21 protein-coding genes are annotated in these 25155 nt (G+C 69.9%); 17 read left to right on the top strand and 4 right to left on the bottom strand.

Features of this window, described 5'->3' with window-relative positions; all coding sequences use genetic code 11:
• Positions 1–44: 44 nt before the first annotated feature.
• Complete coding sequence (locus ODE13_RS10475; protein WP_322479220.1) at positions 45–1364, top strand: M20/M25/M40 family metallo-hydrolase; 1320 nt, start codon at positions 45–47, stop codon at positions 1362–1364.
• Between the two features lie 61 nt (positions 1365–1425).
• Entirely contained in the window at positions 1426–2631 is a 1206-nt protein-coding gene (locus ODE13_RS10470; protein WP_322479219.1) for an acyl-CoA dehydrogenase family protein, read from the top strand.
• Positions 2632–2668: 37 nt separating this feature from the next.
• Here ODE13_RS10470 and ODE13_RS10465 read toward each other — a convergent pair whose 3' ends face one another.
• Entirely contained in the window at positions 2669–2920 is a 252-nt protein-coding gene (locus tag ODE13_RS10465; protein WP_322479218.1) for a DUF5703 family protein, read from the bottom strand.
• A gap of 182 nt (positions 2921–3102) precedes the next feature.
• On the opposite strand from ODE13_RS10465, the gene ODE13_RS10460 reads away from it, so the two are divergent.
• From ODE13_RS10460 to mshC, 3 genes are all read left to right on the top strand, one after another.
• Positions 3103–3447, top strand: coding sequence for a primosomal protein (locus ODE13_RS10460; RefSeq protein WP_322479217.1), 345 nt, complete (start codon positions 3103–3105; stop codon positions 3445–3447).
• Positions 3448–3538: 91 nt separating this feature from the next.
• Complete coding sequence (locus ODE13_RS10455) at positions 3539–4366, top strand: undecaprenyl-diphosphate phosphatase (protein ID WP_322479216.1); 828 nt, start codon at positions 3539–3541, stop codon at positions 4364–4366.
• A gap of 94 nt (positions 4367–4460) precedes the next feature.
• Complete coding sequence (gene mshC, locus ODE13_RS10450) at positions 4461–5753, top strand: cysteine--1-D-myo-inosityl 2-amino-2-deoxy-alpha-D-glucopyranoside ligase (protein WP_322479215.1); 1293 nt, start codon at positions 4461–4463, stop codon at positions 5751–5753.
• Between the two features lie 14 nt (positions 5754–5767).
• Here mshC and ODE13_RS10445 read toward each other — a convergent pair whose 3' ends face one another.
• On the bottom strand, positions 5768–6706 hold the full coding sequence (locus ODE13_RS10445) for a proteasome assembly chaperone family protein (protein ID WP_378936797.1): 939 nt from the start codon (positions 6704–6706) through the stop codon (positions 5768–5770).
• Between the two features lie 93 nt (positions 6707–6799).
• Here ODE13_RS10445 and ODE13_RS10440 point away from each other — a divergent pair, with 93 nt between their 5' ends.
• The 12 genes from ODE13_RS10440 to tatC all read left to right on the top strand — a co-directional run bounded on the left by ODE13_RS10440 (position 6800) and on the right by tatC (position 20104).
• Entirely contained in the window at positions 6800–7534 is a 735-nt protein-coding gene (locus ODE13_RS10440) for an HAD family phosphatase (protein WP_322479213.1), read from the top strand.
• On the top strand, positions 7531–8316 hold the full coding sequence (locus ODE13_RS10435) for a site-2 protease family protein (RefSeq protein ID WP_322479212.1): 786 nt from the start codon (positions 7531–7533) through the stop codon (positions 8314–8316). The genes ODE13_RS10440 and ODE13_RS10435 overlap by 4 nt, the downstream gene beginning before the upstream one ends.
• A 150-nt stretch (positions 8317–8466) precedes the next feature.
• On the top strand, positions 8467–9534 hold the full coding sequence (locus ODE13_RS10430) for a tRNA (adenine-N1)-methyltransferase (protein ID WP_322479337.1): 1068 nt from the start codon (positions 8467–8469) through the stop codon (positions 9532–9534).
• A complete protein-coding gene (gene arc / locus ODE13_RS10425) occupies positions 9531–11258 on the top strand; it encodes a proteasome ATPase (protein WP_322479211.1) in 1728 nt (575 codons plus the stop codon). Before ODE13_RS10430 ends, arc begins: the two co-directional genes overlap by 4 nt.
• Positions 11255–12958, top strand: a complete 1704-nt coding sequence (dop, locus tag ODE13_RS10420) for a depupylase/deamidase Dop (RefSeq protein WP_179542638.1) — start codon at positions 11255–11257, stop codon at positions 12956–12958. Before arc ends, dop begins: the two co-directional genes overlap by 4 nt.
• A 143-nt stretch (positions 12959–13101) precedes the next feature.
• The gene (locus ODE13_RS10415) at positions 13102–13317 is read left to right on the top strand and encodes a ubiquitin-like protein Pup (RefSeq protein WP_322479210.1); all 216 of its coding nucleotides are present in this window, start codon (positions 13102–13104) and stop codon (positions 13315–13317) included.
• A 4-nt stretch (positions 13318–13321) separates the two neighbouring features.
• Positions 13322–14806 (top strand): Pup--protein ligase, encoded by a 1485-nt coding sequence (gene pafA / locus ODE13_RS10410; protein WP_322479209.1) that lies wholly within the window; start codon positions 13322–13324, stop codon positions 14804–14806.
• A gap of 126 nt (positions 14807–14932) precedes the next feature.
• The gene (locus tag ODE13_RS10405; protein ID WP_322479336.1) at positions 14933–16039 is read left to right on the top strand and encodes an FKBP-type peptidyl-prolyl cis-trans isomerase; all 1107 of its coding nucleotides are present in this window, start codon (positions 14933–14935) and stop codon (positions 16037–16039) included.
• A 172-nt stretch (positions 16040–16211) separates the two neighbouring features.
• On the top strand, positions 16212–16616 hold the full coding sequence (locus tag ODE13_RS10400; RefSeq protein WP_322479208.1) for an FKBP-type peptidyl-prolyl cis-trans isomerase: 405 nt from the start codon (positions 16212–16214) through the stop codon (positions 16614–16616).
• A gap of 6 nt (positions 16617–16622) precedes the next feature.
• Positions 16623–18995, top strand: coding sequence for a helix-turn-helix transcriptional regulator (locus ODE13_RS10395; RefSeq protein WP_322479207.1), 2373 nt, complete (start codon positions 16623–16625; stop codon positions 18993–18995).
• Entirely contained in the window at positions 18992–19255 is a 264-nt protein-coding gene (tatA, locus tag ODE13_RS10390) for a Sec-independent protein translocase subunit TatA (RefSeq protein ID WP_179542644.1), read from the top strand. Before ODE13_RS10395 ends, tatA begins: the two co-directional genes overlap by 4 nt.
• Positions 19256–19264: 9 nt before the next feature.
• Entirely contained in the window at positions 19265–20104 is an 840-nt protein-coding gene (gene tatC, locus ODE13_RS10385; protein ID WP_179542645.1) for a twin-arginine translocase subunit TatC, read from the top strand.
• Positions 20105–20242: 138 nt separating this feature from the next.
• Here tatC and pepN read toward each other — a convergent pair whose 3' ends face one another.
• Together pepN and ODE13_RS10375 are read right to left on the bottom strand one after the other, a co-directional pair.
• The gene (gene pepN, locus ODE13_RS10380; RefSeq protein WP_322479206.1) at positions 20243–22936 is read right to left on the bottom strand and encodes an aminopeptidase N; all 2694 of its coding nucleotides are present in this window, start codon (positions 22934–22936) and stop codon (positions 20243–20245) included.
• A gap of 66 nt (positions 22937–23002) precedes the next feature.
• Positions 23003–25099: an acyl-CoA dehydrogenase gene (locus ODE13_RS10375; protein ID WP_322479205.1), complete on the bottom strand. Its 2097-nt coding sequence runs from the start codon at positions 25097–25099 to the stop codon at positions 23003–23005.
• Between the last annotated feature and the right edge of the window lie 56 nt (positions 25100–25155).

Raw genomic sequence — 25155 nt, 5'->3', positions numbered from 1 at the left:
TCCCGCCCTCCGTCGGGCGACAGGGCGAGCGATAGGGTGGTCCCATGACTGACGCACTCGACCCCGCAGCCCTCTCCGAGCAGGACGTCGTCGACTTCTGCCGGGACCTGATCCGGATCGACACCACCAACTGGGGCAACGGGCGCTCCCACGGGGAGCGCGTGGCCGCCGAGTACTGTGCGGAGATCATGCGCAGGGCAGGTCTCGAGCCGCAGATCTTCGAATCCGCCCCGGGGCGGGCCTCCGTGGTGGCGCGCTGGGAGGGCACTGACCCGGAGGCCGGCGCGCTGGTGGTCCACGGTCACCTCGACGTGGTCCCGGCCCAGGCGGAGGACTGGCAGGTGGACCCCTTCGCCGCCGAGATCGTCGACGGCATGATCTGGGGCCGCGGTGCGGTGGACATGAAGGACATGGATGCGATGATCCTCGCCGCCCTGCTGCGCATGCGTCGCGAGGGGCACCGGCCGGTGCGAGACATCATCTTCGCCTTCTTCGCCGACGAGGAGGACAACGGCACCTACGGCGCCGGGTGGCTGGTGAAGAACCATCCGGAGCTCTTCGCGGGCGCCACCGAGGCCATCAGCGAGGTCGGCGGATTCTCGACAGAGATCGCCGGCACCCGCGCCTATCTCATCCAGACCGGGGAGAAGGGCCTGCATTGGACGAAGATGGTCGCCTCGGGCACCGCCGGGCACGGCTCCGCGGTCCAGACCGACAACGCCGTCGTCACCCTCGGTGCTGCCGTCGCGCGCATCGGTGAGCACGAGTGGCCCATCGAGTACACCAAGACCACCCGGGCGCTGATGGAGCAGCTCTCCGAGCTCACCGGCATCCCCTTCGACGAGCAGGACCCTTCCGCGCTGCTGGAGGCCACCGGCAGCACCTCGAAGTTCATCGCCGCTACGCTGCGCAACACCTCCAACCCGACGGTCCTGGAGGCCGGATACAAGCACAACGTGGTCCCGGGCACCGCCGAGGCGCTCGTCGACGCCCGTACCCTGCCGGACCAGGATGAGAAGGTCGCGGCCACGCTGCAGGAGCTGGCGGGGGACAAGATCCGCTTCGAGCTGCAGAACGGCGGACCCTCTCTGGAAGTGCCCTTCTCCGGGGCCTTGGTGGAGGACATGGTCGCCTCGCTGCGAGCGGAGGACCCCGACGGCGTCGTACTCCCGTACATGCTCGGCGGCGGCACGGACAATAAGCACCTCTCTGCGCTGGGCATCGCCGGCTACGGGTTCGCCCCGCTGCAGCTCCCTGCGGAGCTGGACTTCACCGGCATGTTCCACGGGGTCGACGAGCGCGTGCCGGTGGACTCGCTGATCTTCGGCGTGCGGGTGCTGCATCGTTTCCTGACCGCCCAGTGACGGAACGGGCCGGTCACTGCCCGTCACTGCCCGCGCAACACCGCCTGAGAGGACATCCCCGATGGACCCTGACCACCGTGACCTCCTCGCCGAGAATCCCGATCCACGGGTGCGTGAGCTGGTCTCCCATGTGCTGACCCCGGAGCTGCTGGACCGCGTCCGATCACGTGCACCGGCCTACGACGAACGCAACGAGTTCTGCCACGAGGACCTGGCCGAGCTGATCGAGGTCGGTTACCTGCGGGCACTCGTGCCGAAGGAGCTGGGAGGGCTGGGCTGGGACCTGCCGGACCTGGTCGCGGGGCAGCGGCTGCTGGCGGCGCACGCCCCGGCCACCGCGCTGGCGGTCAACATGCACCACGTGTGGGTGTCCGCAGCTCGGCAGATGGTGGCCCGCGGTCATTCGGAGTTTCGACAGGTCCTCCAGGAGGCCGCGGCGGAGGAGATCTTCGCCTTCGGGATCTCCGAACCGGGCAACGACGCGGTCCTCTTCGACTCCGGCACCGAAGCCCGTGTCGCCGAGGACGGCTCGGTCAGCTTCACCGGGATCAAGATCTTCACGACGCTCGCACCCGTGTGGACCCGGCTGGGTCTCTTCGGACGCGACGTCGACGGCGGCGAGACGCCGCTGATCTTCGGCTTCCTCGAGCGCGAGGCCGACGGCTGGCGCAGCCTCGACGACTGGGACACCCTGGGCATGCGGGCCACCCAGTCGCACACCACCGTCCTGGAGGGGGCGCGGGTGCCGGCCGGACGGATCGTGCGACGACTGCCAGCGGCTCCGAACCGGGACCCGCTCGTCTTCGCGATCTTCTCCTCGTTCCTGGGGCTGCTCGCCGCGGTCTACACCGGCATCGGGGATCGCGCCCTGGAGCTGGCCGTCGCGCACGTCGGCTCCCGCACCGCCCGCACCACCGGGCAGCCGCTCAGCACCGATCCGGACATCCGCTACCGGCTGGCCGAGGCGCGGCTGCATCAGCTCGCCCTCGACGCGCAGCTGCGCGGCGTGAGCCAGGACATCGAGAACGGCGCAGATCACGGAGAGCTGTGGTTTCCCCGGCTGGTCACCCTGCGCACCAGCGCCACCCGCACCGCTCGCGACGCCGTCGACACCGCGCTCCAGGTCAGCGGGGGAGGGCAGTACCGCCGGCTCAGCGAGCTCAGCCGGCTCTATCGGGACGTCCTGGCCGGGGTGCACCACCCCTCAGACGACGAGTCCGCCCATAGGACGTTGGCGACATCGCTGCTGGGCGCCCTTGAGGGATGATCCGCTGCCGGCGGACGCGTGTCAGCGGCGGCGACGCTCAGAGGGTGGGCCGGACCTTCATGATCCGGCGACGCAGCCAGTATTTGCGCACCCCTCCGGTGTACAGGCGGCTGCGGCGCAGCTCCCATTTGCCGTATTCCGCGTGGTCGACGATCCGTCGTCGGACCTCTGTGAGAGACTCTCTGGGCTGACAGGTGATCACCATGTACTCCCAGTGCAGGCCGGACGCATCGTCGGCGGTGTACCGGGCGGCGGCGGAGGAGGGGAACGCGGAGAACTGCTGGGACATTCCTGCCGATCACGCTCACTCTCTGGAGTGCGGCCGAAGGGCGATGTCAGCGCGGCATCGCCTCTGCGATTGAGTGCACCTTAGCACCCGTTCCCCGCACGGTGGTCACGCGCGTCGGGAACGTGTCCGGAAACTCTTCCGGAGGTCTTACCCCACGGCCTGGGCGTTGGTACGGTGTGCCTATGAACATCGATCCCCGCGTCGCATTGAGCACGCTGACGAACGCTCTTGAAGAGCACCTCTCTGCTTCACTCAACCGGCGAGGCGAGCAGGACCCGTCGGTCGAGGCTGCCTTCTACGGGATCGCCGACGCCTTCGAGGGCTACGAGGACGCGCTCTTCGCCGCGACCGGAGAGGTCACCCCGCTCGACCTCTACGACGAGGACGAGGACTCCGACGACGCGTTGGACGAGGACGACGAGGACGACGAGGATGACGACGTCCTGGAAGAGGACCTCGACGACGACGAAGACGACGAGGACCTCGACTCCGAGGACGACGAGGAGCGTGACGAGGGGCGACGCTAGAGGCCCTGCTGCGGGGCGCTGCGCACACGGTGTCGGATCTCACCCGGTGAGGTGGACCGCCGGACCGCCCTGGATGATCTAGGCTCAGCCTGTGCAGTGGATTGAAGCGATCATCCTGGGACTGGTCCAGGGCCTCACCGAGTTCCTCCCGGTCTCCTCCTCGGCGCATCTGCGCATCGTGGGGGAGTTCCTCCCAGGAGCGGCAGACCCCGGCTCCGCGTTCACCGCGATCACTCAGCTCGGCACGGAGACGGCGGTGCTCGTCTACTTCTGGCGGGACATCGTGCGCATCCTGCGGGCCTGGTTCGCCGCCCTCACCGGCAGACTTCCGCATCGGGACCCGGATGTGCGCATGGGCTGGCTCATCATCGTCGGCACCATCCCTATCGTGGTGCTCGGCCTGCTCTTCGAAGACCTGATCGACACCACCTTCCGCACGCTCTGGTTGGTGGCCACGATGCTGATCATCTTCGGCGTGCTGCTGGCCGTGGCCGACGCCGCCGGCCGGCAAGCCAAGCCGCTGGCCGAGCTGAGCATCCGAGACGGCATCCTCTTCGGCTTCGCCCAGGCGCTGGCGCTCGTCCCCGGGGTCTCGCGATCCGGTGGAACGATCACCGCCGGTCTGCTGATGGGCTACACCCGTGAGGCGGCGGCCCGGTACTCCTTCCTGCTCGCGGTGCCGGCGGTCTTCGGCTCGGGCCTCTACAAGCTCCTGGGCTCTGTGGGGGAACAGTCCGGGCCGTACACGATGGGCCAGACCATGGTCGCCACCGTGGTGGGCTTCGCCGTGGCGTACGTGATCATCGGCTGGTTCCTGCGTTATGTGTCCAGCCACTCGTACACGCTCTTCGTCAACTACCGCATCGTGGTGGGTCTGCTGGTCTACGCGCTGCTCGGCCTGGGCATCATCAACGCCTGAGCGGAATCCGCAGGAATCCACAGGCTGGAAATACCCAGCCCCTGGCCGACGTTGTCCACTGACCGGACTGCCCGCGCAGAAAGGACCCGCCCGCGTGAAATCCTGGACCTCCCCGGTCGTGCCGACCCTCCCGCCCCTGCCGGAGGCTCTGCAGGTGCACGACACCGCGCGCGGAGGTCTGGCCGACGTGGCCTCCCGCGACGGCCTGGGCTCGCTCTACGTCTGCGGCATCACCCCCTATGACGCCACGCATCTGGGCCACGCGAACACCTACCTCCAGTTCGATCTGCTGGTCCGCTACTGGCGAGCCTGCGGCCTGGACGTCCGCTATGTGCAGAACGTCACCGACATCGATGATCCCCTCCTGGAACGTGCCGAGACCACCGGCGTGGACTGGCGCGTCCTGGCCGAGGACCAGACGGAGCTCTTTCGGACCGACATGCAGGCCCTCGGCGTGATCGCCCCGGACGTCTATCTCGGTGCCGTGGAGACCATCCCTGATGTCGTCGAGGACGTCGAGGCGCTGGTCTCCCACGGGGTGGGGTACCCCGTGCCGGTACCCGCCGAGGACCTTCCCGAGGGGGTGGCGCAGGCGCACGACGTCTACTTCGACATCGCCGCCGCCCAGGCACGCACGGGCTGGCGCCTGGGCAGCGTCGGCGCCTATGACCGCGGCACGATGGAGGAGCTGTTCCCGGAGCGCGGGGGAGATCCTGACCGTCCGGGCAAACGGGATCCGCTGGACCCGCTCCTGTGGAGGGCCCGCCGTGACGGTGAGCCCTCGTGGGACGGCCGGAGCCTCGGCGAGGGACGTCCGGGCTGGCACATCGAGTGTTCGGTGATCGCCCGACGCCATCTGCCGGCTCCCTTCACCGTCCAGGGCGGAGGGTCGGATCTGCGTTTCCCGCATCATGAGTTCTCTGCCGCGCACGCCACCGCCGCCGAAGGGCTGCCGCTGGCCGAGAGCTACGTCCACACCGGGATGGTGGGGCTCGACGGAGAGAAGATGTCCAAGTCCCGGGGCAACCTCGTGCTGGTCTCCCGGCTGCGCGGGGAAGGAGTGGACCCTCAGCTGATCCGTGTGGCGCTGCTGGGCCAGCACTGGCGGCACGACTGGAGCTGGAGCGATGACCTCCTCGACCACGCCCAGGTGCGGATGGACCGTTGGAACGCGGCACTGGGCCGCGCCCCGGAGGTGCACGACGGCAGCCCCGACGTCGCCGAGGACCTGCAGTACGCGCTGCATGCTGCGCTGTCGATGAACCTCAACGCCCCGGCGGCGCTGGATCAGCTGGACCTGTGGGCGGCCGGACAGATCGCGGGGGGCACCGGCCAGGACCGGGTGCGCGAGGTCGTCGCCGGGCTGCTGGGCCTCCGACTGGGCTGAGGCTCCGGGGTGGCTCAGCCGTCTCCGGGCTCCGGGGGCCGTCGGCGGCGCAGGTAGCGTTCGAATTCGCGGGCGATGGCCTCGCCGCTGGCCTCCGGGAGGCTGGGCGTGTCAGTGGCCTCCTCCAGCCGCTGGACGTACTCGGCGATGTCGGTGTCCTCCTGAGCGAGCTCGTCGACCCCACGCTCCCAGGCCTCCGCGTCCTCGGCGACCTCCTCGACCTCCAGGGTGAGGCCGAGCAGATCCTCGAGCTGCCGCATCAGTGCCAGCTGCGCCTTCGGGGAGGGCGCCTGACCGACGTAGTGCGGCACCGCCGCCCAGAGCGACACTGCCGGGATCCCGGCCTGGTTGGCCGTGTGCGCGAGGACTCCGACGATCCCGGTGGGCCCCTCATAGGTGGGTGCGTCCACATCCAGGGCGTCCTGCAGGGCGGCGTCCTCGCTGGAGAGCGCGGCGGGGATCGGGCGGGTGTGCGGCACATCGGCGAGCAGGGCCCCCACCAGGACGATGGCAGCGACATCATGCTCAACCGCCTTGGTGAGTATCTCCGCCGTGAACGCCTGCCAGCGGAAGCTGGGCTCCACCCCGTTGACCAGCAGGAGATCAAGCGGCGTGGACTCCGGGCGTGCCCGGTAGATCCTGGTGGCGGGCCAGACGATCTCCCGGTGCGTCCCGGTGCGTCGCACCCGGGGGCGGGTGAACTGATAGTCGTAGTAGTCCTCATCGTCGATGCGCTCCACGAGCTCGCCGTCGGCAGCCGTGGTAATCGACCGGACGGCGGAGGAGGCGGCACCACCGGCGTCGTTCCATCCCTCGAAGGCCAGCACCATCACGGTGGGGCGCGCGTCGGGAGTCTCTGCGGACTCGCGCAGGTGATGGATGAACCGGGCCGCGCGGGCCTCGGTCTCCTGGGGGGCGTCCTCGGGCTGGCTCTGCTCATCCACGCTTCTCACACTAGCCCTGGCGCCGAGGGGAGGGAAGTGCTGACCAGGGCGTGTGACGTCGGTGACGGCGTGAGCGCGGGAGCGGCCCCTAGGATGGATCCCATGCTCTCCCACACCTCCTCGGCCGATCCGTCCCGTCCGCTCCAGGCGGTGTTCTGGGACATGGACGGGACCCTCGTCGACACCGAGCCCTACTGGATCGCCTCCGAGTACGAGCTCGTCGCCGCGCACGGCGGCACCTGGTCCGAGGAACAGGCCCATTCGCTGGTGGGGCAGGCGCTCACCCACAGCGCGGCGGTGCTGCAGGCCGCCGGGGTGGATCTGAGCGTCCGGGAGATCATCGACCACCTCATCGGCAGAGTCGTGGCGAAGGTCCGGGAAGAGATGCCGTGGCGCCCTGGGGCCCGTGAGCTGCTGCAGGAGCTGCACGCCGCCGGGGTCCGCTGTGCGCTGGTGACCATGAGCGAGGGTCCGCTGGCCCATGAGGTCGTGGACGCTCTGCCCGAGGGCCAGATCGAGTTCATCGTCTCCGGAGACATGGTGGCCCGCGGCAAGCCTGATCCGGAGGCCTATCACCGGGCCTTCGAGCGCATGGCCGCAGACCACCCCGAGCCGCTGGCGCGCGAACGCTGCCTGGCCGTGGAGGACTCCGTGCCGGGCACCGCCGCCGCCGCCGACTCCGGGATCGTCACCCTCGCTGTGCCGCATATGAGTCCGCTGCCCGAGTCCGATCGCTGGCATGTGCTGCCCAGTCTGCGCGGCCTCGGGGTCGATGCCCTGGAGCGCCTGGTGTCGGTGTCGCCGGGGAGCGCGCTCGGCTCCCTGGTGCGCCCATGACCCGGCGCCTGAGCGGCGGCGGATTCACGATCGCCCGTGTGGCAGGCACCCCAGTGCGCCTGCAGTACTCCTGGTTCCTGGTCAGCGCGGTGATCGTGGTGCTCTTCGGGCCGCAGGTGCAGCGCATCTTCCCGGAGATCGGTCCGCTGGCGTACCTCGTCGCGGCCGCCTATGCGGTGCTGCTGCTGGTCTCGGTGCTGGCCCATGAGCTCGCGCACGCGCTCACCGCCCGGGCCTTCGGCTGGCCCTCCACGGAGATCGAGCTGAACCTCTGGGGCGGGCACACCCAGTTCGTCACCCGGGACGCCACTCCCGGGAAGTCGCTGGCCGTCGCCCTGGCCGGGCCGGCCGCGAACCTGCTCATCGCCGCCGTCGGCTGGGCGCTCATCGAGGCGCTGGAGCCGGTGGGGGTGCTGGGCATGCTCGCCTTCGTCACCGTGCTGGTCAACTTCCTGGTCGGCGTCTTCAACCTGCTGCCCGGGCATCCGCTGGACGGCGGGCGCATCGTGGAGTCTGCGGTGTGGCGCTCCACCGGCAGCCAGGATCGCGGCATGCTGGCCTCCGGCTGGGCCGGACGTGCGGTGGTCGTGGCGATCGCGGCCACCGTGCTGGCGCTGGCGGCGTCGGGGTCTCCACGGGTCAGCATCCTGGTCGTGGTGGTGGCCACCATGGTGTGCTTCTTCCTCTGGCAGGGCGCCGGCGAGTCTGTGCGGCTGGCTCGGGCCCGGCTCGCGCACCGCCGCGGCCTCGACGGCGGGCGCGAGGGCTCCCAGGAGCGATAGGCTCTTCGGTGAGCCCGACGGCGCCCGCCAGGGTGCCCGCGCGAGCAGCGACCTGACACCCTTTCGACGAGAGTGAGATCCGTGAGCACCACCCCCGAGTCCGACCCGGCAGCATCCGTGACCGAGGGTCGCGGCCCCGTGGGCGTGCACATGCGCAAGGGCCCGCTGCAGGCAGGACAGCGCGTGCAACTGACCGACCGGCGGGGGAGGCCCAGCACCATCACGCTCCAGCGTGGCGGCGAGTGGCACACGCACCAGGGCGTGCTGCGCCATGACACGCTGATCGGCCAGCCGGAGGGGATCGTGGTCGTCAACGACGCCGACCACCAGTACCAGGTGCTGCGGCCCCTGCTCAACGACTACGTCCTCTCCATGCCGCGCGGGGCGACCGTGGTGTACCCGAAGGATTCTGCGCAGATCGTGCAGATCGCCGACGTCTTCCCCGGAGCGCACGTGGTCGAGGCGGGCGTGGGCTCCGGAGCCCTCTCGCTGTCTCTGCTGCGTGCCGTGGGCGATCAGGGCACCGTGCACTCCTACGAGCGCCGAGAGGACTTCGCGGAGATCGCTCGGGGGAACGTCGAGGGCTTCTTCGGCCAGCGGCACCCCGGCTGGCAGGTCCACGTCGGAGACATGCAGGAGCAGGTCCCGCGGATCGAGGCACCGGGCTCGGTGGACCGGGTGGTGCTGGATATGCTGGCGCCCTGGGAATGCCTCGACGCCGTCCGCCGCGCGCTGGCGCCCGGTGGTGTCTGGGTCAGCTACGTCGCCACCGTCACCCAGCTGTCGCGGCTGGCCGAGGCGATCCGCGCCTCCGGGGTCTTCACGGAGCCAGAGGCCCACGAGACCATGCTGCGGACCTGGCACCTGGACGGGCTGGCCGTGCGTCCCGACCATCGGATGGTCGCCCACACCGGCTTCCTGCTCTCTGCGCGTCGGCTCGCCGATGATCAGACGCCGCTGCAGCTGAAGAAGCGGGAGAAGCAGTCGGAGGTCACCGCTGAGGACATGGCGGCCTGGATGCCTGAGGACGCCGTGTGGGACGAGCACACGCTGAAACGTCGCACCGTCACCGGACGCAAGGCGCGCAAGGCCGCCACCCATGCGAGGAAGATCGCCGACGCCGCTCGTGAGGGCGACGCCGTCGCGCCGGCCGAGGACGCCGGCCGTGCCGACCACGACCCGCAGGGCGGGGGCGGCGGAGAGGAGCAGACACCATGAGCCAGGAGCACACCCCCGGTTCCCCGACCGGACCCACGACGCCCTCCGTCGAGCAGCTGCAGGAGCGGCTCGACCGCACCCACCGGCAGCTGGACGCGCTGCGCCAGCGCAGCCGGCAGCTCGAGCAGCAGCTGCAGACCGCCGGAACCAACAACCAGCGAATGGCCCGCCTGCTGGAGACCACCCGGAACCAGATGGACCAGCTGCGCCAGGCGCTGCACGCCGACGGTCAGGCTCCCTTCACCTTCGGGACCGTGATCGGCTATCGGGAGAAGCATGAGCTTGTCGAGGGCCGCGAGATCGAGGCCACCACCGGGCCCGGCGTGGACATCCTCCACGCGGGTCGCAAGATGAGGGTCAGCGTGTCGCCGCTGCTCGATCCGGCAGAGCTCCGCCCCGGGCTGGAGGTGCTGCTCAACGAGCACCTGGCTGTGGTGGCGGTCCTGCCGGCCGAGTCCACCGGAGAGCTCGCCCGCGTCAAGGAAGTGCTGCCCGACGGGCGACTGGTGATCCTCAGCCGGGGAGAGGACGAGCGGGTGGTGCGGCTGGCCCTCGGTGAGGAGGACGTCAGCGTCCGGGTGGGCGACGCCGTCACAGTGGATCTGCGCACCGGCACCGCCACCGAGGTCGTCCCGCTCTCGGAGGTGGAGGACGTGGTGCTCGAGGAGACCCCGGATGTGTCCTACGCGGACATCGGAGGGCTCTCTGAGCAGATCGAACAGATCCGTGACGCTGTGGAGCTGCCGTTCCTGCACTCTGACCTGTATCGCGAACACGGGCTCAGCGCGCCCAAGGGCATCCTGCTCTACGGGCCGCCCGGCTGCGGCAAGACGCTGATCGCCAAGGCGGTGGCCTCCTCGCTGCAGGGCGGAGGCGCTCCCGGCGGGCACAAGAACGGGGAGGTCGCGGCCCCGCGCAGCTTCTTCCTCAACATCAAGGGCCCTGAGCTGCTCAACAAGTACGTCGGCGAGACCGAGCGGCACATCCGGGTGATCTTCTCCCGGGCGCGGGAGCGCGCATCGGCGGGCCACCCCGTGGTGGTCTTCTTCGACGAGATGGAGGCGCTGTTCCGGACCCGCGGCACCGGAGTCTCCTCGGATGTGGAGACCACCATCGTCCCGCAGCTGCTGGCCGAGATCGACGGAGTGGAGTCGCTGGACAACGTCATCGTCATCGGCGCCTCCAACCGTGAGGACATGATCGACCCGGCGATCCTGCGTCCGGGCCGCCTGGACGTGAAGATCCGCGTCCGCCGGCCGGGTGCGGCTGGTGCGCGCGAGATCCTGGGCATCCATCTGGGCGGACGTCTGCCGCTGCGCGCCGACTTCGTGGCGGAGCGGGGAGGCCACGCCTCGGCTGTCCAGGCATTGGTCGAGGCCGTCGTCGCCCGGCTCTATCCGGCAGAGTCGGAGCCACGGCTGCGACTGGTCCATGCCGACGGGTCCCGCACCGACTTCGCCGCCGCGGACTTCATCTCCGGCGCCGTGCTGAGCAACATCGTCGACCGGGCCAAGAAGTCCGCGATCAAGGAGTTCCTGGCCTCGGACCGCCGCCCCGACGCCAAGGGGCTGACGGAGGACCAGCTGCTGGCCGCCGCTGAGGCAGAGCTGCGGGACCAGGAGGATCTGGTGAACACCGTCGACCCGCAGGAATGGGCGCGCGTGCTGGGGGCGGCCCCGTCCCCGGTGGTCGGCGTCGAGCGGCTGGCCGGAGGCCCGTCATGAGTGTGCGTCGGCTGATCGGCATGGAGACGGAGTACGGCATCCACGCCCCGCAGAACCCACGGGCCAGCCATGTGGCGCTGTCCATCGAGCTGGTCAACGCCTATGCGGCGGCGGTCACCGAAGAGGGCGGCGCCGTCGCCGGCACGGAGTGGGACTACCAGTCCGAGTCCCCGCTGGTGGACGCCCGCGGCTGGGTGCTGCCGCGCTCCGCCGCGCATGCCAGCCAGCTCACCGACACTGCTGAGGCGCTGGACGGCGTAAGCGGGGGAGATCCTTCGCCCGCGGACGTCGCGAGCCCGGCCGACGTCTCCGAGGGGCAGCAGGGGCACGGGGACTCCGAGTTCCATGCGCCCGGCTCCGCACACTGGCGGGGCGACTTCTTCCGGCTGCGTGAGGGGCAGCCGCAGCTACTGATGAACCTGGTGCTGTCCAACGGGGCGCGGCTCTATGTGGACCACGCCCACCCGGAGTACTCGGCCCCGGAGACCATCGGCGCCAGGCGCGCCGTGCTCTACGACGTCGCCGGTGACGTCATCGTGCGCCGTGCCGCGCAGCGGCTGGCTGACGAGGAGGGCAGCCCGGAGCTGCTGCTGTACAAGAACAACACCGACGGCAAGTCCGTCTCCTATGGGGCGCACGAGAACTACCTGGTCCCGCGCGAGGTGCCTTTCGACCAGCTGGTCGCCGGACTCATCCCGTTCTTCGTGACGCGGCAGATCATCTGCGGCGCGGGGCGGCTGGGGATCGGTCAGCGGGCCACCGGCGTCGGATTCCAGATCTCCCAGCGCGCAGACTTCTTCGAGGAGGAGGTCGGCCTGGAGACGACGGTCCGTCGGCCGATCATCAACACCCGGGACGAGCCGCACGCGGACGCGGACCGGCACCGCCGGCTCCATGTGATCATCGGCGATGCCAACATGAGCGAGTACTCCGCCTGGCTGCGCGTGGGCACCACGGCGCTGGTGCTGGACCTGATCGAGTCCGGACATGCTCCGCAGCTTCGCCTGCACGATCCCGTGGAGGCGCTGAAGGCGATCTCCCACGATCCCTCGCTGACCACCACCGTGCGGACGAACCGTGGCCAGATGACGGCCCTGGACATCCAGCGGCTCTACCTGAAGGCCGCGATCTCCCGTGCCTCGGAGAAGTCCGGGCCGAAGACCGCGCTCACCGCCCCGGACACGGAGACCGCCGAGATCCTCGAAGCCTGGGGGACGCTGCTGGAGGATCTCACCGAGGACGTCTCGCAGGCGGCGGACCGTGTCGACTGGGTCGCGAAGCTGGCCCTGATGGAGTCCTACCGGCGCCGTGACGGGTTGGACTGGGATGCGCCCCAGCTGAAGCTGATCGACCTGCAGTACGCCGATCTGCGGCCTGAACGCGGGCTGTACCACAAGCTCGTGCGGGCCGGCCGGATGCGGCGGCTGTTCTCCGACGAGCAGATCGCGTGGGCCGCCGCGCACCCGCCGGAGGAGACCCGCGCCTGGCTGCGCGGCCAGCTGGTCGCCCAGCACTCCGAGCACCTCGTGGGGGCCAGCTGGGACCAGATCCTGCTCCGCACAGGCCCGCTGGCCCGCGCCACCCGGCTCAGCATGACCGAACCGACCCGCGGCTCCCGGAACGACGCCGAGCTGGTCCTGCTCGACGCCGACACCCCGGAGAAGCTGGTGGCCGGCCTGACCCGGCTGCTGCAGCCCTGAGCGGGGCGTGTCTGTGGGGCCGTCCTGACGGCGTCGGTGGCAGGGTCGTAGACTCGACCTGAGGCCTGAGAGAGATCGAGACCGCCGAGCCGTCGGCGCCCAGCCCGGGCGGCGTCACCTCGGCGGGGAGAAGAGGAGCGACCATGCCGTCCCAGCCGCAGCGCCGTCCCGGCGAGAGCGCCCAGGACCGACCCACAGTGCCCGACGACGGCGCCGCAGCTCCGGTGCCCACCGGCGGCAGCGCCCAGTCCCAGGGCCGCGCCGAGGAGCTCGACAGCCTGCTCGACGAGATCGACTCGGTGCTGGAGACCAACGCGGAGGAGTTCGTCAAGGGGTTCGTCCAGAAGGGCGGGCAGTAGCCGGATGGAGCGACGCGTCGTCGGTGTGGAGACCGAGTTCGGGCTGGCCCACCAGGGGCGCGGGCGGCGCGGTCTGCCGCCGGACGAGGCGGCCCGGTACCTGTTCCGCCCGGTGGTCGACTGGGGGCGCAGCTCCAACGTCTTCATCCCCAACGGCTCACGCCTCTACCTCGACGTCGGCTCCCATCCGGAGTACGCCACCGCCGAGTGTGACGACCTCCTCGACCTCATCGCCTCGGACCGCGCCGGCGAGCTGATCATGCATGACCTCGCGCTCCGCGCCGAGGAGGCGATGGCCGCCGACGGGCTGCCTGGCTCGGTGTACCTGCTGAAGAACAACATCGATTCCCAGGGCAACTCCTACGGATCCCATGAGAACTACCTGATTCCGCGCACCACCCATTTCCGGCGGCTCTCTACGGTGCTGCTGCCCTTCCTGGTCACGCGGCAGATCATCGCCGGGGCCGGGCGGATCGTGCCCGCCACCGAAGACCAGGAGGCCCATTTCGCCTTCTCCCAGCGGGCGGACCACATGTGGGAGGGTATCTCGTCGGCCACCACCCGCTCTCGGCCGATCATCAACACTCGCGACGAGCCGCACGCCGATGCGGCCGTGCATCGTCGGCTGCACGTCATCGTCGGGGACTCCAGCATGTCCGAGACCACCCAGCTGCTGCGCTTCGGCTCCACGGACCTGGTGCTGCGGATGATCGAGTCAGGGGCGCCCCTGGGGGACCATGAGCTGGAGAACCCGATCAGCGCGATCCGCCACATCAGCCATGACGTCACCGGCCGGGCGAGGGTGCGGACACGGGAGGGCCGTCAGGTGACCGCCGTGGAGATCCAGCAGAACCTGTTCGATCGGGCGCGGAGTTTCGTGGCTCGGCACGGTGCTCACCACGACCGTGTCGAGGAGGTCCTCGAGCTCTGGGGCCGCGCCGTGGAGGCGGTCGCCAGCGGGGACCACTCGCTCATCGATCGCGAGATCGACTGGGCGATCAAACGACGACTCATCGATGAGGTGGCCGGCCGAGCCGGGCTCGGGCTCGGTGACGCGCGACTGGACCAGATCGACTTCGCCTATCACGACATCCACCCGGACCGAGGGCTGTTCCACCTGCTGGTCCGCCGGGGGCGGGCCGTGCGGCTGCTCGACGAGGCCCGGCTGCGACGTGCGATCACCGATCCGCCGGCCACGACCCGTGCGGCGGTGCGGGGACGCTTCCTCTCCGCGGCCCGGGCCCATGGCGCCGGGCACACCGTGGACTGGGTGCATCACAAGCTGGTGGACCGGCCCCTGGAGGCGGTCATGGTCAAGGATCCCTTCGCCGCCGAGGATCCGCGGGTCGACACGCTGCTGGGCAGGCTCCGCGGCGAACTGCGCGAGCTCGACGATGCCGAGCGGGAGGCACAGCCGGGACCGCTGGCGCTCTCCGAACGGTACGTGGCGACATCGCCGGTGCCTCCGCCGGAGCCGCCGCTCATCTGAGGAGACGCGCTGACCTGGAGTGACGGCTCTGCCCTGAGCGGGGCTCCGGGTCGACCCTGTACAGTTCACCCTGGCGACATCACCGCCCGCCCCGATCAGTTGTGGAGGACACCCTTCGTGCGAAAGATGCAATACGCCCTGGCTGCCCCAGCAGTGCTGCTGCTGGCCGGCTGCTCCAGCGACGGACTCGGCGACACCTCGGCTCTGTCGGGGATCGATCTGCACTTCACCGACGAGGGTGTTCCCGAGGTGCTGATCAGCAATCCTGTGGAGTCCGACGAGGAGTCCTCGCTGATCCTGTCCCAGGGGGACGGCGATGAACTGGATCCGGAGCAGATCCTGCACGTGTCCTCGGCGACGGTCGACCCGGCCAGCGGCGCGGTGCAGCAGGAGAACTTCAGCGAGGACACGCCCTCGCTGCTGTTCCTGCCGATGATCCAGGAGCAGAGCGAATTCATCTACGACTCACTGGTGGACACCGGGGCGACCGTCGGCTCCGACATCGCCCTCTATGAGCCGGGCAGCGCCGAGACCGGCGGTGCGGACTCGCTGGTGATCCTCCGCATCGATGACCAGGTGCCCGCCCATGCGACCGGCGAGGAGCAGGAGCAGAGCGGAGACCTGCCGGAGATCACCTCGGAGGTCGGCGAAGCTCCCACGCTCCCCGCCGCTCCCGATGAGGAGGAGGCTCCGGAGGAGACCGAGAGCGAGGTGCTCATCGCCGGCGAGGGTGCGGAGATCGGAACCACTGACCAGGTCGTGGTCCGCTACACCGGCTGGACATGGTCCGACGGCGAGGTCTTCGACTCCGCGTGGCCGGGCGTCACACCGCCGGACTCGGAGCAGGCCACCGAGGACGGGACCACCGAGGACGAGGAAGCCGAGGACGACGGCGAGGACGGCGAGGCCGCCTCGGTGCCGCCGGCCAGCTTCCCCCTGGACAACCTGGTGGACGGATGGGCCGAAGGGCTGGAGGGCAAGCACGTCGGTGACCGTGTGCTTCTGGTGATCCCGCCGGAGTCCGGCTACGGCGAGGCCGAGGGCCATGATCTGCAGGACGAGACGCTGATCTTCGTGGTGGACCTCATCGCCTCCGCCCCGGCGCCCGAGCAGACCCAGGAGCAGATGCCGGAGCAGCCCGAGCTCACGGAGGAGGAGCTCGAGGAGCTCGAGGAGATGATGCAGGAGCAGGGCGGCGAGGACGCAGACGCCGACGACACGGAGGACGACTGATGTCACTGAGCTGACATGGACGACCGGGACGCCCCGGGAGCATCACCTGCAGGTGATGCTCCCGGGGCGTCCTGCATGTGCCCAGGGTGAGCAGGGACTCTCCGCGCCGAGCATCGGCTCTCGACTCCGTTAGGCTGGGACGAGTCGTCCCGCAACGGAGAGGAAATCCCCCATGTCTTTCGGTCAGCGCAGCTACGACCGCACCCGTCCTGAGATCGACTTCCCCGGCGACACCCCTCCGGAGGAGCTCGTCGTCGAGGAGCTCATCCCCGGCGGCGGCCCGGGAGTCGAGCCCGGAGACCAGATCTCCTGCCACTACGTCGGGGTCTCCTGGTCCACCGGTGAGGAGTTCGACGCCTCCTGGAACCGCGGCCAGCCTTTGGACTTCACCGCCGGCGCCGGCCAAGTGATCTCCGGCTGGGACCAGGGCCTGATCGGGATGAAGGAGGGTGCTCGGCGCCGTCTGGAGATCCCGCCGCACCTGGCCTACGGGGAGCAGGGCGCCGGAGGGGCCATCGGTCCGAACGAGACCCTGATCTTCGTGGTCGACCTGGTCAGCATCCGCCGAGCCGGCTGAGCCGACGTGGTCGGGTACCGGCACATCAGCCGCCGCGCCGCGGACCGCGTCGTGGGCATCGACGCGGGCATCGACGGGGACGTCGTCGCGGAGTATGAGGCCGCCTCGCACGACACGGGTGCGGAGGAGACTCAGGACGTCACCGCCGACTCCGGGGTGAGCCGTGCCCTGTCCCTGGCCGCCACGCTGATCGACGCCGCGCCGAGCGGACTCACCAAGGCTGAGGTCCGGGAGCGCGTCGAGCACTACCGGACTGCGGGTGACGGGGCCTCTGCGGAGGCCTTCGAGCAGCAGTTCAGCCGGGACAAGCGGCATCTGCGACGCATCGGCATCGAGATCACCGAGCAGGGCGGCGGTGCGGAGGATCGCGAGGGACGCGGAGGGGACCACGAGTTCCGCTATCTGATCGATCCTCAGGCCCACGGGCTGCCGCTGCTGGAGCTGGACGCCGAGGAGGTCGTCGCGCTGCGGCACACCGAGCTGCTGTGGAGCGGCACCCGAGCCCAGCAGGCGATCCGTCAGGCCTCGGGCGCGCTGCTCGCGCCTCATCTCGGCGAGGGCGGGCTCCCCGACATCGGCGGACCGGCGCAGTCCCAGCCGTCCGCGGTCCGCCTGGGACTGGCGGACGATCAGGTCCTCGACCACCTGGCCGTGCTGGCTGAGGCCCGCGGCTCACGGGTCGTCGGATTCGCCTACGGCCCGCGCGGCCGGCACCGCGCTGAACGCCGCCGGACTCTGCCTCTGGGCGTGGGGTCGCGCGGCGGCTGGTACCTGGTGGGCCACGACCTGGACCGCGATGCCGTGCGGGTCTACCGATTGGACCGCATCCGGGGGGCGATCGAGCCGCTCACGGTGCAGGACGACGGTGCCGCCGCCATCCTGCAGGGCATCGCGGAGGGACGGGTCGATCCCCGGAAGGTCACCCAGGAGCAGCTCGAGACCCTGGGGCCGGTCCATGGCACCGAGACCGTGGAGCTCTCGGTCGCCGAGGCGCTGGTGCCCTCCTTCCTGCCGCATGCCCGGGCGCAGAGTGCTGAGGATGTTGAGAGCGCGGATGGTGCCGTCACTCAGCGCCGGCGGAGCCGAGGAGACGGCGCCCGCAGGCTCACCGTGGAGACTTCGCTGCACGACTCCTTCGTCGGGAAGGTCGCGGCGGCGGGGCCCCAGGTGCACATCCTGTCCGGTCATCGGCTCACCGCTCTGGTGCGGTCCCACCTCGAGTCGGTGCTGCGCGCCCACCGGGACTTTCCGGCGGAGCCGATCGAGCTGAAGCCGGCCAGGCACGGGGCGAGGAACGACGCCCTGGTCAAGATCGCCCGTGTGGTGAGCATCGCCGCCTATCTGCAGGCCTCCGGCGGCGCCAGGGTCAGCGACCTGCTCCGGCGCTACAGCCTGGAACCCCGCCAGCTGCACCGCGACCTGCTCTCACTGCAGCAGTCCGCGGCCTTCGACGACGCGCAGTTCGGCCACTACATCGACATCACCCCGGAGCTGCCGCTGACCCGTCGCGTCTTCGAGGAGCGGCTGGTCCCGGAGGATCCGGTGATCCGGGTGCAGCTGCCCGGGGAACGGCTCAGCAGCACCCTGGGCAGGCCGCTGCGGCTCTCCACCCCGCAGGCACTGTCCCTGCTCATCGGACTCGAGGGTCTGATCGCCTCGGAGGACCCCACTGAGGAGCTGGTCCGGGCCGCCGCCGAGCGGCTGCGTGACCGGATCCGCGCCATCGTGCCTGAGGAGCTCGACGTCACCGCCACCGAGCTGAGTGTGGTCTGGCACAGCGACGATGACTTCGGCCGGGAGCCCCAGCTGCACGCGGCCCTGGGCGCCGGTCATGCCGTGGAGCTGCTCTATGAGGACCTTCAGGGGCGGCGCACCAGGCGCACCGTCGATCCGGTGAACCTGCTGCATGACGGGCCACGCACCTATCTGCGTGCCTGGTGCCGCTCTGCTCAGGGGGAGCGGAACTTCCTGCTGTCCCGGATGCTGGAGCTTTGTCCGCTTCCGGAGACGCCGTTGAGCCGGGAGTCGCTCCGGCTGGCCGCCGAGCCCGCGCGGCGTCCTGAGGTTCCCCGGCTGCCCGAGGACACGCTGGTCACGCTGCGCTTCGCCCCGTCGGCCGTCGCACTCGCCGACGGCTGGGCGCCGCTGCGAGAGGCGTGGCATGAGGGCGGCTCCCGCACGGTGGAAGTCGCACTGCGCAGCCCGGCCATCGCCGTCGACCTGGCCCTGCGCTCCGGCGGCGACGTCACCGTCACCGCTCCGGAGGAGCTCTCTGCGGAGGTGCTGCACCGGGCCGAGGCGGCGTTGGCGGCGGTGCGGCGGAGCGCGTCCAGCTGCGTGGAGTATCCTGAGACACAGACGAAAGGACGCACTCCATGAACATCACCGGTTGGCAGATCGCCATCATCGCCCTGCTCATCATCCTGCTGTTCGGTGCGCCGAAGCTTCCGCAGCTGGCCAAGTCCGTGGGCCAGTCGATGCGCATCTTCAAGTCCGAGGTCCGCACGATGAACGACGAGTCCCAGGACAAGGAGCCCGAGCCCGACGCCGACGAGCGCCCGGCGGTGGAAGGCCGCGTGGTGGACCCCTCCGAGTCTCCGCGCCGCCGCGGCTCGGAGCAGCGCCGGGACCACGCCTGAGGGCGGCCGATGGCCGGGACGCAGGACGAGGATCCCCGGACCACCGGACGACGCCGCAGGAAGAGACGCCGCAGGGACGCTGAGGGGAAGATGCCCCTCAAAGAGCATCTGCGTGAGCTCCGCAATCGCCTCATCAAGGCCTGTCTCGGCATCGTCGTCGGTGCGGTCGCGGGCTTCTTCCTCTATGACACGATCTTTGCGCTGCTGAGCTCCCCGGTGGTCGACTTCGACGACGTCGACCGCAGCACCGAGATCGCCTTCAACACGGTCGGGCAGCCGCTGGATCTGATGATCCGCATCTCCCTGTTCGTGGGCATCGTGATTTCGTCTCCGGTGTGGCTCTATCAGGTGTGGGCGTTCATCATGCCCGGGCTGCAGAAGAAGGAGAAGCGCTATGCGATGGGCTTCATCGCCGCATCGGTGCCGTTGTTCGTCATCGGGATCGCCATGGCCTATGTGGTGCTGCCGCAGGCGATCCGCTTCTTCTTCACCCTGAACCCCGAGGGCACCTCCAACATCATCGCCCCGGATGTCTACTTCACCTTCGTGCTGCACCTCTTCCTGGCCTTCGGGATCGCGATGGTCATCCCGGTCGTGCTGGTCGGGGTGAACATGATGGGCCTGATCACCGGTCGGCGGGTGCTCAAGAGCTGGCGCGGCACGCTGATGTTCATCGCGCTGATCTCCGCGATGGCCGCCCCCGGCGGTGACGCGATCACCATGTTCTTCATCGCCGGGCCCCTGGTGGTGCTCTTCGGGGTCGCGATCGTGCTCTGCCTGCTCAATGACAAGCGGCGCGAGAAGCGCGTGGCCGCGCGTGAGGCCGCCAACGAGGATCTCGTCGCCTAGTCGTCGCCGGGCAGCAGGTCCTTGCCGGCTCTGAGATCGTCGCTCAGTTGCGGATCGTCGCTGAATTCAGAGACGATCCGCAACTGAGAGACGATCTGGGGCGGGGCCCGGCTGGTGACTTGCCTCGGGCAGAGCCGCTCAGCTCCGAGCGGCCTGCTGGGCACGAAGTCCGCGCAGCAGGCCGTCCTGCTCTTCGATCAGGATGCGCCGCAGGGCCGCGGGGGCGTCGTCGTGGGCTCGGAGCCACTCGGCGGTGCGCCGGGCCGCGGGGTGCTCCTCAGGGGACTGGCCGGCCGCAAGGTCCTGGACTCCCGGGTAGAGCCCGGAGACCACTCGGGTGGCCTGTCCCTGGCTCATCCGTGTCCAGACGTCCTGCAGAGCAGCGAAGTAGTCCTCGTCATGGTCCGCGACGAGGGTGGACGGTCCGCAGCGGAACCCCACTACGGTGGCGGTGAGGTGATCGTTGGAGAGCTCCGCGCCGTGCTCGTCCGTGCCGGCGATCGCCTGGGCGAAGGCCGCACGCTTGACCTCGGCCTGGGGTCGGGCGGCCAGCGCCAGCCGGTGGGCGATCCGCCCGCGTGCCGTGGTGCGGGCGGCGAGCTCGGCGTCGAGCACCTCACGCTGGACCCGCCCGTGGACGGTCAGCGCCTGGAGGAACGCCCAGCGGATCTCCTCATCCAGATCCAGCCCGGAGATGCCCAGGGATGCGGCCTCGCCGTCGAGCAGCGCGGCCAGCAGCTCCAGCTGGGCCGATGTCCGGCGCGAGAGGGTGGCGAGCGTGCGGGCGGCCGCGCGCTGCCGGTCCCCGCCCGCCTCCTCGGAGATGAACTCCGCCAGGCGTCCGGCGAACCTCTCCTCCAGCGTCTCGCGCTGCTCGACCGGAGTGTACAGCTCCAGGGCACGGACGCTCTGCCGCAGCAGCGCCTGGACGACCACGACCTCCTCGATCTGAAGGCCCAGGGTCATGACCGCCTCCAGGAATCGGGAGGCGCTCAGTTCACCGTCGCGGACCATGGACCACAGCGCGGCCCAGACGGTGGCGCGGGCCAGCGGGTCCTGCACGGGGTGGACCAGCACCGCGGCCACGGACTCGGCGTCCAGGCTGAGCTTGGCATAGGTGAGGTCCTCATCGTTGGCCAGCAGCAGTCGCGGAACCCCCGGAGCGGGAAGCTCCAGCTCGGTCACCACGGTCCGGCCGTCCAGGGTCGTGGGCACCGAACAGGTGCGGCGCAGCGTCCCGGTGGTCTCATCGAGCACGTGGACACCGACCTCCACGACGTGCGGACGACTGATCGGCCCACCCGTGGCGGGATCAGTGCCGCTCTCGTCGACCACGACGCGGCCGGCGTCGTCCACGGAGGCGGCGAGCACCGGCACGCCGGCCGTCTGCAGCCAGGCCTCGGCCCAGCTGGTCATGTCGCGGCCGGAGACCTCGCCGAGCACCGACAGGAAGTCGTTCAGGCTCGCATTGCCGAAGGCATGCCGGGAGAAGTAGCGTCGGGCCGCCTCGCGGAAGGCCTCGCGGCCGACGAAGGCGGCCAGCTGCTTGAGCACTGAGGCGCCCTTGGCGTACGTGATGCCGTCGAAGTTCTGGTCGGCCGCCTCCAGGTCGGTGATGTCCGCGACGATCGGATGAGTGGTGGGCAGCTGATCCTGCACATACGCCCAGGCCTTGCGCCCGTTGGCGAAGGAGATCCAGGACGTCGTCCAGTCGGTGGCTTCGTCCACGGCCAGGGAGCCCATGTAGTCGGCGAAGGACTCCTTGAGCCACAGGTCGTCCCACCAGCGCATGGTGACCAGGTCCCCGAACCACATGTGCGCCATCTCGTGCATCAGGGTGTTGGCGCGCGTCTCACGCTGGGCATCGGTGGCGGCGGTGTCGAAGACGTACGCCTCGGTGAACGTCACCAGCCCCGGGTTCTCCATGGCGCCGAGGTTGTATTCCGGCACGAAGACCTGGTCGTACTTGCCCCACGGGTAGGTGAAGGCGAACTCCGCGTGGAAGAAGTCCAGGCCGCGACGGGTCAGGTCCAGCAGTTCCTCGGCGTCGAGATGCTCCGCCAGGGCGGATCGGCACAGCACCGCCAGCGGCACCTCGAGAGGCTCTTCGCCCTCCACTCCGCCACTCCAGAGGCCGTCCACACGGCGGTAGGGCCCCGCGAGCAGCGCCGTGATGTAGCTGGAGAGCCGGCGGGTCTCGGCGAAGCGGACCCGCACCAGGCCCACGCCCTCGAGACCCGCCGCGGCCCCCGGGACCTGTTCGCGGGAGGTCTCCGCCCCGTTGGAGCGCAGCTCCCAGGTCTCCGGACCGGTGATGGTGATCCGGAAGACCGCTTTGAGATCGGGCTGCTCGAAGACCGGGAAGACCCGCCGGGAGTCCGCCGGCTCGTACTGCGTGTAGAGGTAGACCTGACCGTCGGCGGGGTCCACGAAGCGGTGGAGACCCTCACCGGAGCGGGAGAACCGCGAGGTGGAGCGGATCTCCACCAGGTTCTCCTCGGCCAGCTCCGGCAGGCGGATGCGGGCGGCTCCGACGTGCTCGGCCACCGGAAGGGCGGCTCCGTTGAGGACGACCTCCTCCACGGAGGCACCCAGGTAGTCGAGGAATGTCTCCCCGCCCGGGGCCGAGGAACGGAAGCTGATGCGCGTGGTCACCGGATAGGTCGTGGCCCCCTCGGCGGCCGCTGCGGAGAGGTCGACGTCGACGTCGCAGGTCTGCACGCTCAGGTGCGCCGAACGCGCGGCGGCCTCGTCCCGGGTGAGGTTCTCCACCTCGGCCCGGGGGAACGGGCCGTCGAGGTCGGCGGATGCGTCAGTGTCAGTGATAGTCATGACACCATTCAACCGCATCCGCCGAGCGCGGCGACGGGCGTCTTCGACACGGTCCGTGGGAGAGCCTCAACCCCCCTTACGCTGGCTGCGGCGCTCCTGCTGACGCCGCTTGAGCAGGATCTTCTCGTCGATCGGGGCTTCCGAGGAGGCGCGCAGCACTCGGTGGTGCTCCATCGCCTCGTCCTGTCGCTCCTGCTCGGCGCCGGAGGCGACCTCCATGCGCACATGGTCGGCGGTGTAGCCGAAGGAGTCCACGATGTCCTGGGCCAGAGGCCGGAGCCGGGCGAGCAGCCGGTTGATGTAGGGCGAGAGGGTCCTGGCCCGCTGAGCGGAGATCCTGCCGTGGAGGAGGTACCAGTCCAGGGTCTCCTCGATGCGGGTGAGCGCATAGACGTCGCGCAGCCAGGTGAGCACCTGCCGAGTGCCGGCGTGCTCCACCTCCTCGAGGGCCTCGGTGAAGGACTCCCACACCAGAAGGTCAGCATGGGCCTTGGCAGCGTTGATGATCTCGTACTGGTGCTCGTTGAACGTCGCGGCCTGCTCAGCCTGAGGCTTGCGGGCCACGCTGCGGAGCTGCCCGGCGACGTCGGCGACCATCTGCCGGACCCGGTCGGTGAGCAGCTCGCGCTGCACCTCGGTCTGCTTGAACCAGTTGGCGCTGCGCCGCTCGTCACCGGTGTCCTGCACCGACTGCAGGGCCCGCCGCAGCCCGAACCGGTGCAGCACGGTGGACTGGGCCTGGGAGGCGACGTACCGGGAGAGGGCGCCGACGTCGGCGTCCTTGAACTCGGAGGCGTAGTCGCTGAGCAGCCGCTTGGCCACCAGCTGCAGCAGCACATTGTTGTCACCCTCGAAGGTGACGTAGATGTCCAGGTCGGCGTGCAGGGTTGTGAACCGGTTCTCCGCGATGAAGCCGGCCCCTCCGCAGGCCTCCCGGGCCTCCTGCAGGGTGTCCAGGGCGTGCCACGTCGCCACCGGCTTGATCGCCGCCGCGAGGGTCTCCAGTTCCTGACGGTTCTCGTCGCTGTCGTCGGCGCCGGAGAAGACGTCGTCGAACTTGGCCAGCAGCTTCTCCTGGGCGAAGCTCAGCGCCACGGTGGTGGCCAGCCGGGGGAGCAGGCGCCGCTGGTGGAGCTGGTAGTCCATGATGACCTCCTCCTGCACCGGGGAGGAGGCGTTGAACTGGCGGCGCTGGTTGGCGTAGGTGACCGCACCGATCAGCGCCAGCTTCGAGGCCGCTACCGAGGCGCCGGTCAGCGAGACCCGCCCCTGCACCAGGGTGCCGATCATGGTGAAGAACCGCCGTCCCGGGCTCTCGATCGGGGAGGAATAGGCACCGTCGGCGGTGACGGCGCCGTACCGGTCGAGCAGGTGGCTGCGCGGGACTCGGATCGAGTCGAAGCGGATCCGCCCGTTGTCCACACCGTTGAGCCCACCCTTCTGACCGTCATCGGTGATGGTGATGCCGGGGAGGGTGTTGCCGTCATCGTCGCGCAGGTGGCAGTAGAAGCAGTGGACCCCGTGGTTCACGCCGTCGGTGATCAGCTGGGCGAAGACCACGGCGTCCTTGCCGTCGACCGCCGCATTGCCGAGATATCGCTTGGTGGCCGCGGTGAACGGGGTGTGGATGACGAACTCCTCGGTGTCCGGGTCATAGGTCGCCGTGGTGCCGAGGGATGCCACGTCCGAACCGTGCCCGATCTCGGTCATCGCGAACGCCCCGGGCACGCTGAGGTCCATGATTCCGGGCAGGAAGCGTCGATGGTGTTCCTCGGTCCCCAGGTGGAGCACCGCCGCGCCGAACAGGCCCCATTGGACCCCGGACTTGATCTGCAGCGAGGGGTCGGCGGTGACCAGCTCCTCAAAGGCGGCGATGTTGCCCCCGTGGGAGTCGGCCCCGCCGAACTCCCGGGGGAAGGCGCGGTGCACCGCATCGGCGGAGACGAGGTCGTGGAGCTGGCGCAGCACGCGCTCGCGGTGGTCCTCCTTGGTGAGGCCTTCGATCTTGTGGAAGCGCTCCTCGGCGGCCAGCGCCCGGGAGACGCGCCGCGTCTCGGCCCAGCGGCCCAGCAGGACCTCCTCGAGCACAGCGGTGTCGAGGGATGGTGAAGCCACCTCGTGGTCAGTAGTGTCGGTGGTGGTGTGACTTGTGGTCTGACTCATGGTCCGACTCCTTCGCCCGCGTGGTCAGTGTGACAGTGATGATCGACACAGCTAGT

The organism is Nesterenkonia sp. HG001, from assembly GCF_034438835.1.
Lineage (GTDB): Bacteria > Actinomycetota > Actinomycetes > Actinomycetales > Micrococcaceae > Nesterenkonia > Nesterenkonia xinjiangensis.
This window is presented reverse-complemented; position numbering and strand designations above follow the sequence as displayed.

What these genes read in the sequence shown, in the direction of transcription:
- ODE13_RS10405 (WP_322479336.1), top strand. Translation starts at nt 14,933, where the DNA reads ATGCAATACGCCCTGGCTGCCCCAGCAGTGCTGCTGCTGGCCGGCTGC.
- ODE13_RS10470 (WP_322479219.1), top strand. Translation starts at nt 1,426, where the DNA reads ATGGACCCTGACCACCGTGACCTCCTCGCCGAGAATCCCGATCCACGG.
- dop (WP_179542638.1), top strand. Translation starts at nt 11,255, where the DNA reads ATGAGTGTGCGTCGGCTGATCGGCATGGAGACGGAGTACGGCATCCAC.
- ODE13_RS10400 (WP_322479208.1), top strand. Translation starts at nt 16,212, where the DNA reads ATGTCTTTCGGTCAGCGCAGCTACGACCGCACCCGTCCTGAGATCGAC.
- pafA (WP_322479209.1), top strand. Translation starts at nt 13,322, where the DNA reads ATGGAGCGACGCGTCGTCGGTGTGGAGACCGAGTTCGGGCTGGCCCAC.
- tatC (WP_179542645.1), top strand. Translation starts at nt 19,265, where the DNA reads ATGGCCGGGACGCAGGACGAGGATCCCCGGACCACCGGACGACGCCGC.
- ODE13_RS10440 (WP_322479213.1), top strand. Translation starts at nt 6,800, where the DNA reads ATGCTCTCCCACACCTCCTCGGCCGATCCGTCCCGTCCGCTCCAGGCG.
- tatA (WP_179542644.1), top strand. Translation starts at nt 18,992, where the DNA reads ATGAACATCACCGGTTGGCAGATCGCCATCATCGCCCTGCTCATCATC.
- ODE13_RS10465 (WP_322479218.1), bottom strand. Translation starts at nt 2,920, where the DNA reads ATGTCCCAGCAGTTCTCCGCGTTCCCCTCCTCCGCCGCCGCCCGGTAC.
- ODE13_RS10435 (WP_322479212.1), top strand. Translation starts at nt 7,531, where the DNA reads ATGACCCGGCGCCTGAGCGGCGGCGGATTCACGATCGCCCGTGTGGCA.
- arc (WP_322479211.1), top strand. Translation starts at nt 9,531, where the DNA reads ATGAGCCAGGAGCACACCCCCGGTTCCCCGACCGGACCCACGACGCCC.
- pepN (WP_322479206.1), bottom strand. Translation starts at nt 22,936, where the DNA reads ATGACTATCACTGACACTGACGCATCCGCCGACCTCGACGGCCCGTTC.
- ODE13_RS10460 (WP_322479217.1), top strand. Translation starts at nt 3,103, where the DNA reads ATGAACATCGATCCCCGCGTCGCATTGAGCACGCTGACGAACGCTCTT.
- ODE13_RS10430 (WP_322479337.1), top strand. Translation starts at nt 8,467, where the DNA reads ATGCGCAAGGGCCCGCTGCAGGCAGGACAGCGCGTGCAACTGACCGAC.
- ODE13_RS10475 (WP_322479220.1), top strand. Translation starts at nt 45, where the DNA reads ATGACTGACGCACTCGACCCCGCAGCCCTCTCCGAGCAGGACGTCGTC.
- ODE13_RS10375 (WP_322479205.1), bottom strand. Translation starts at nt 25,099, where the DNA reads ATGAGTCAGACCACAAGTCACACCACCACCGACACTACTGACCACGAG.
- ODE13_RS10415 (WP_322479210.1), top strand. Translation starts at nt 13,102, where the DNA reads ATGCCGTCCCAGCCGCAGCGCCGTCCCGGCGAGAGCGCCCAGGACCGA.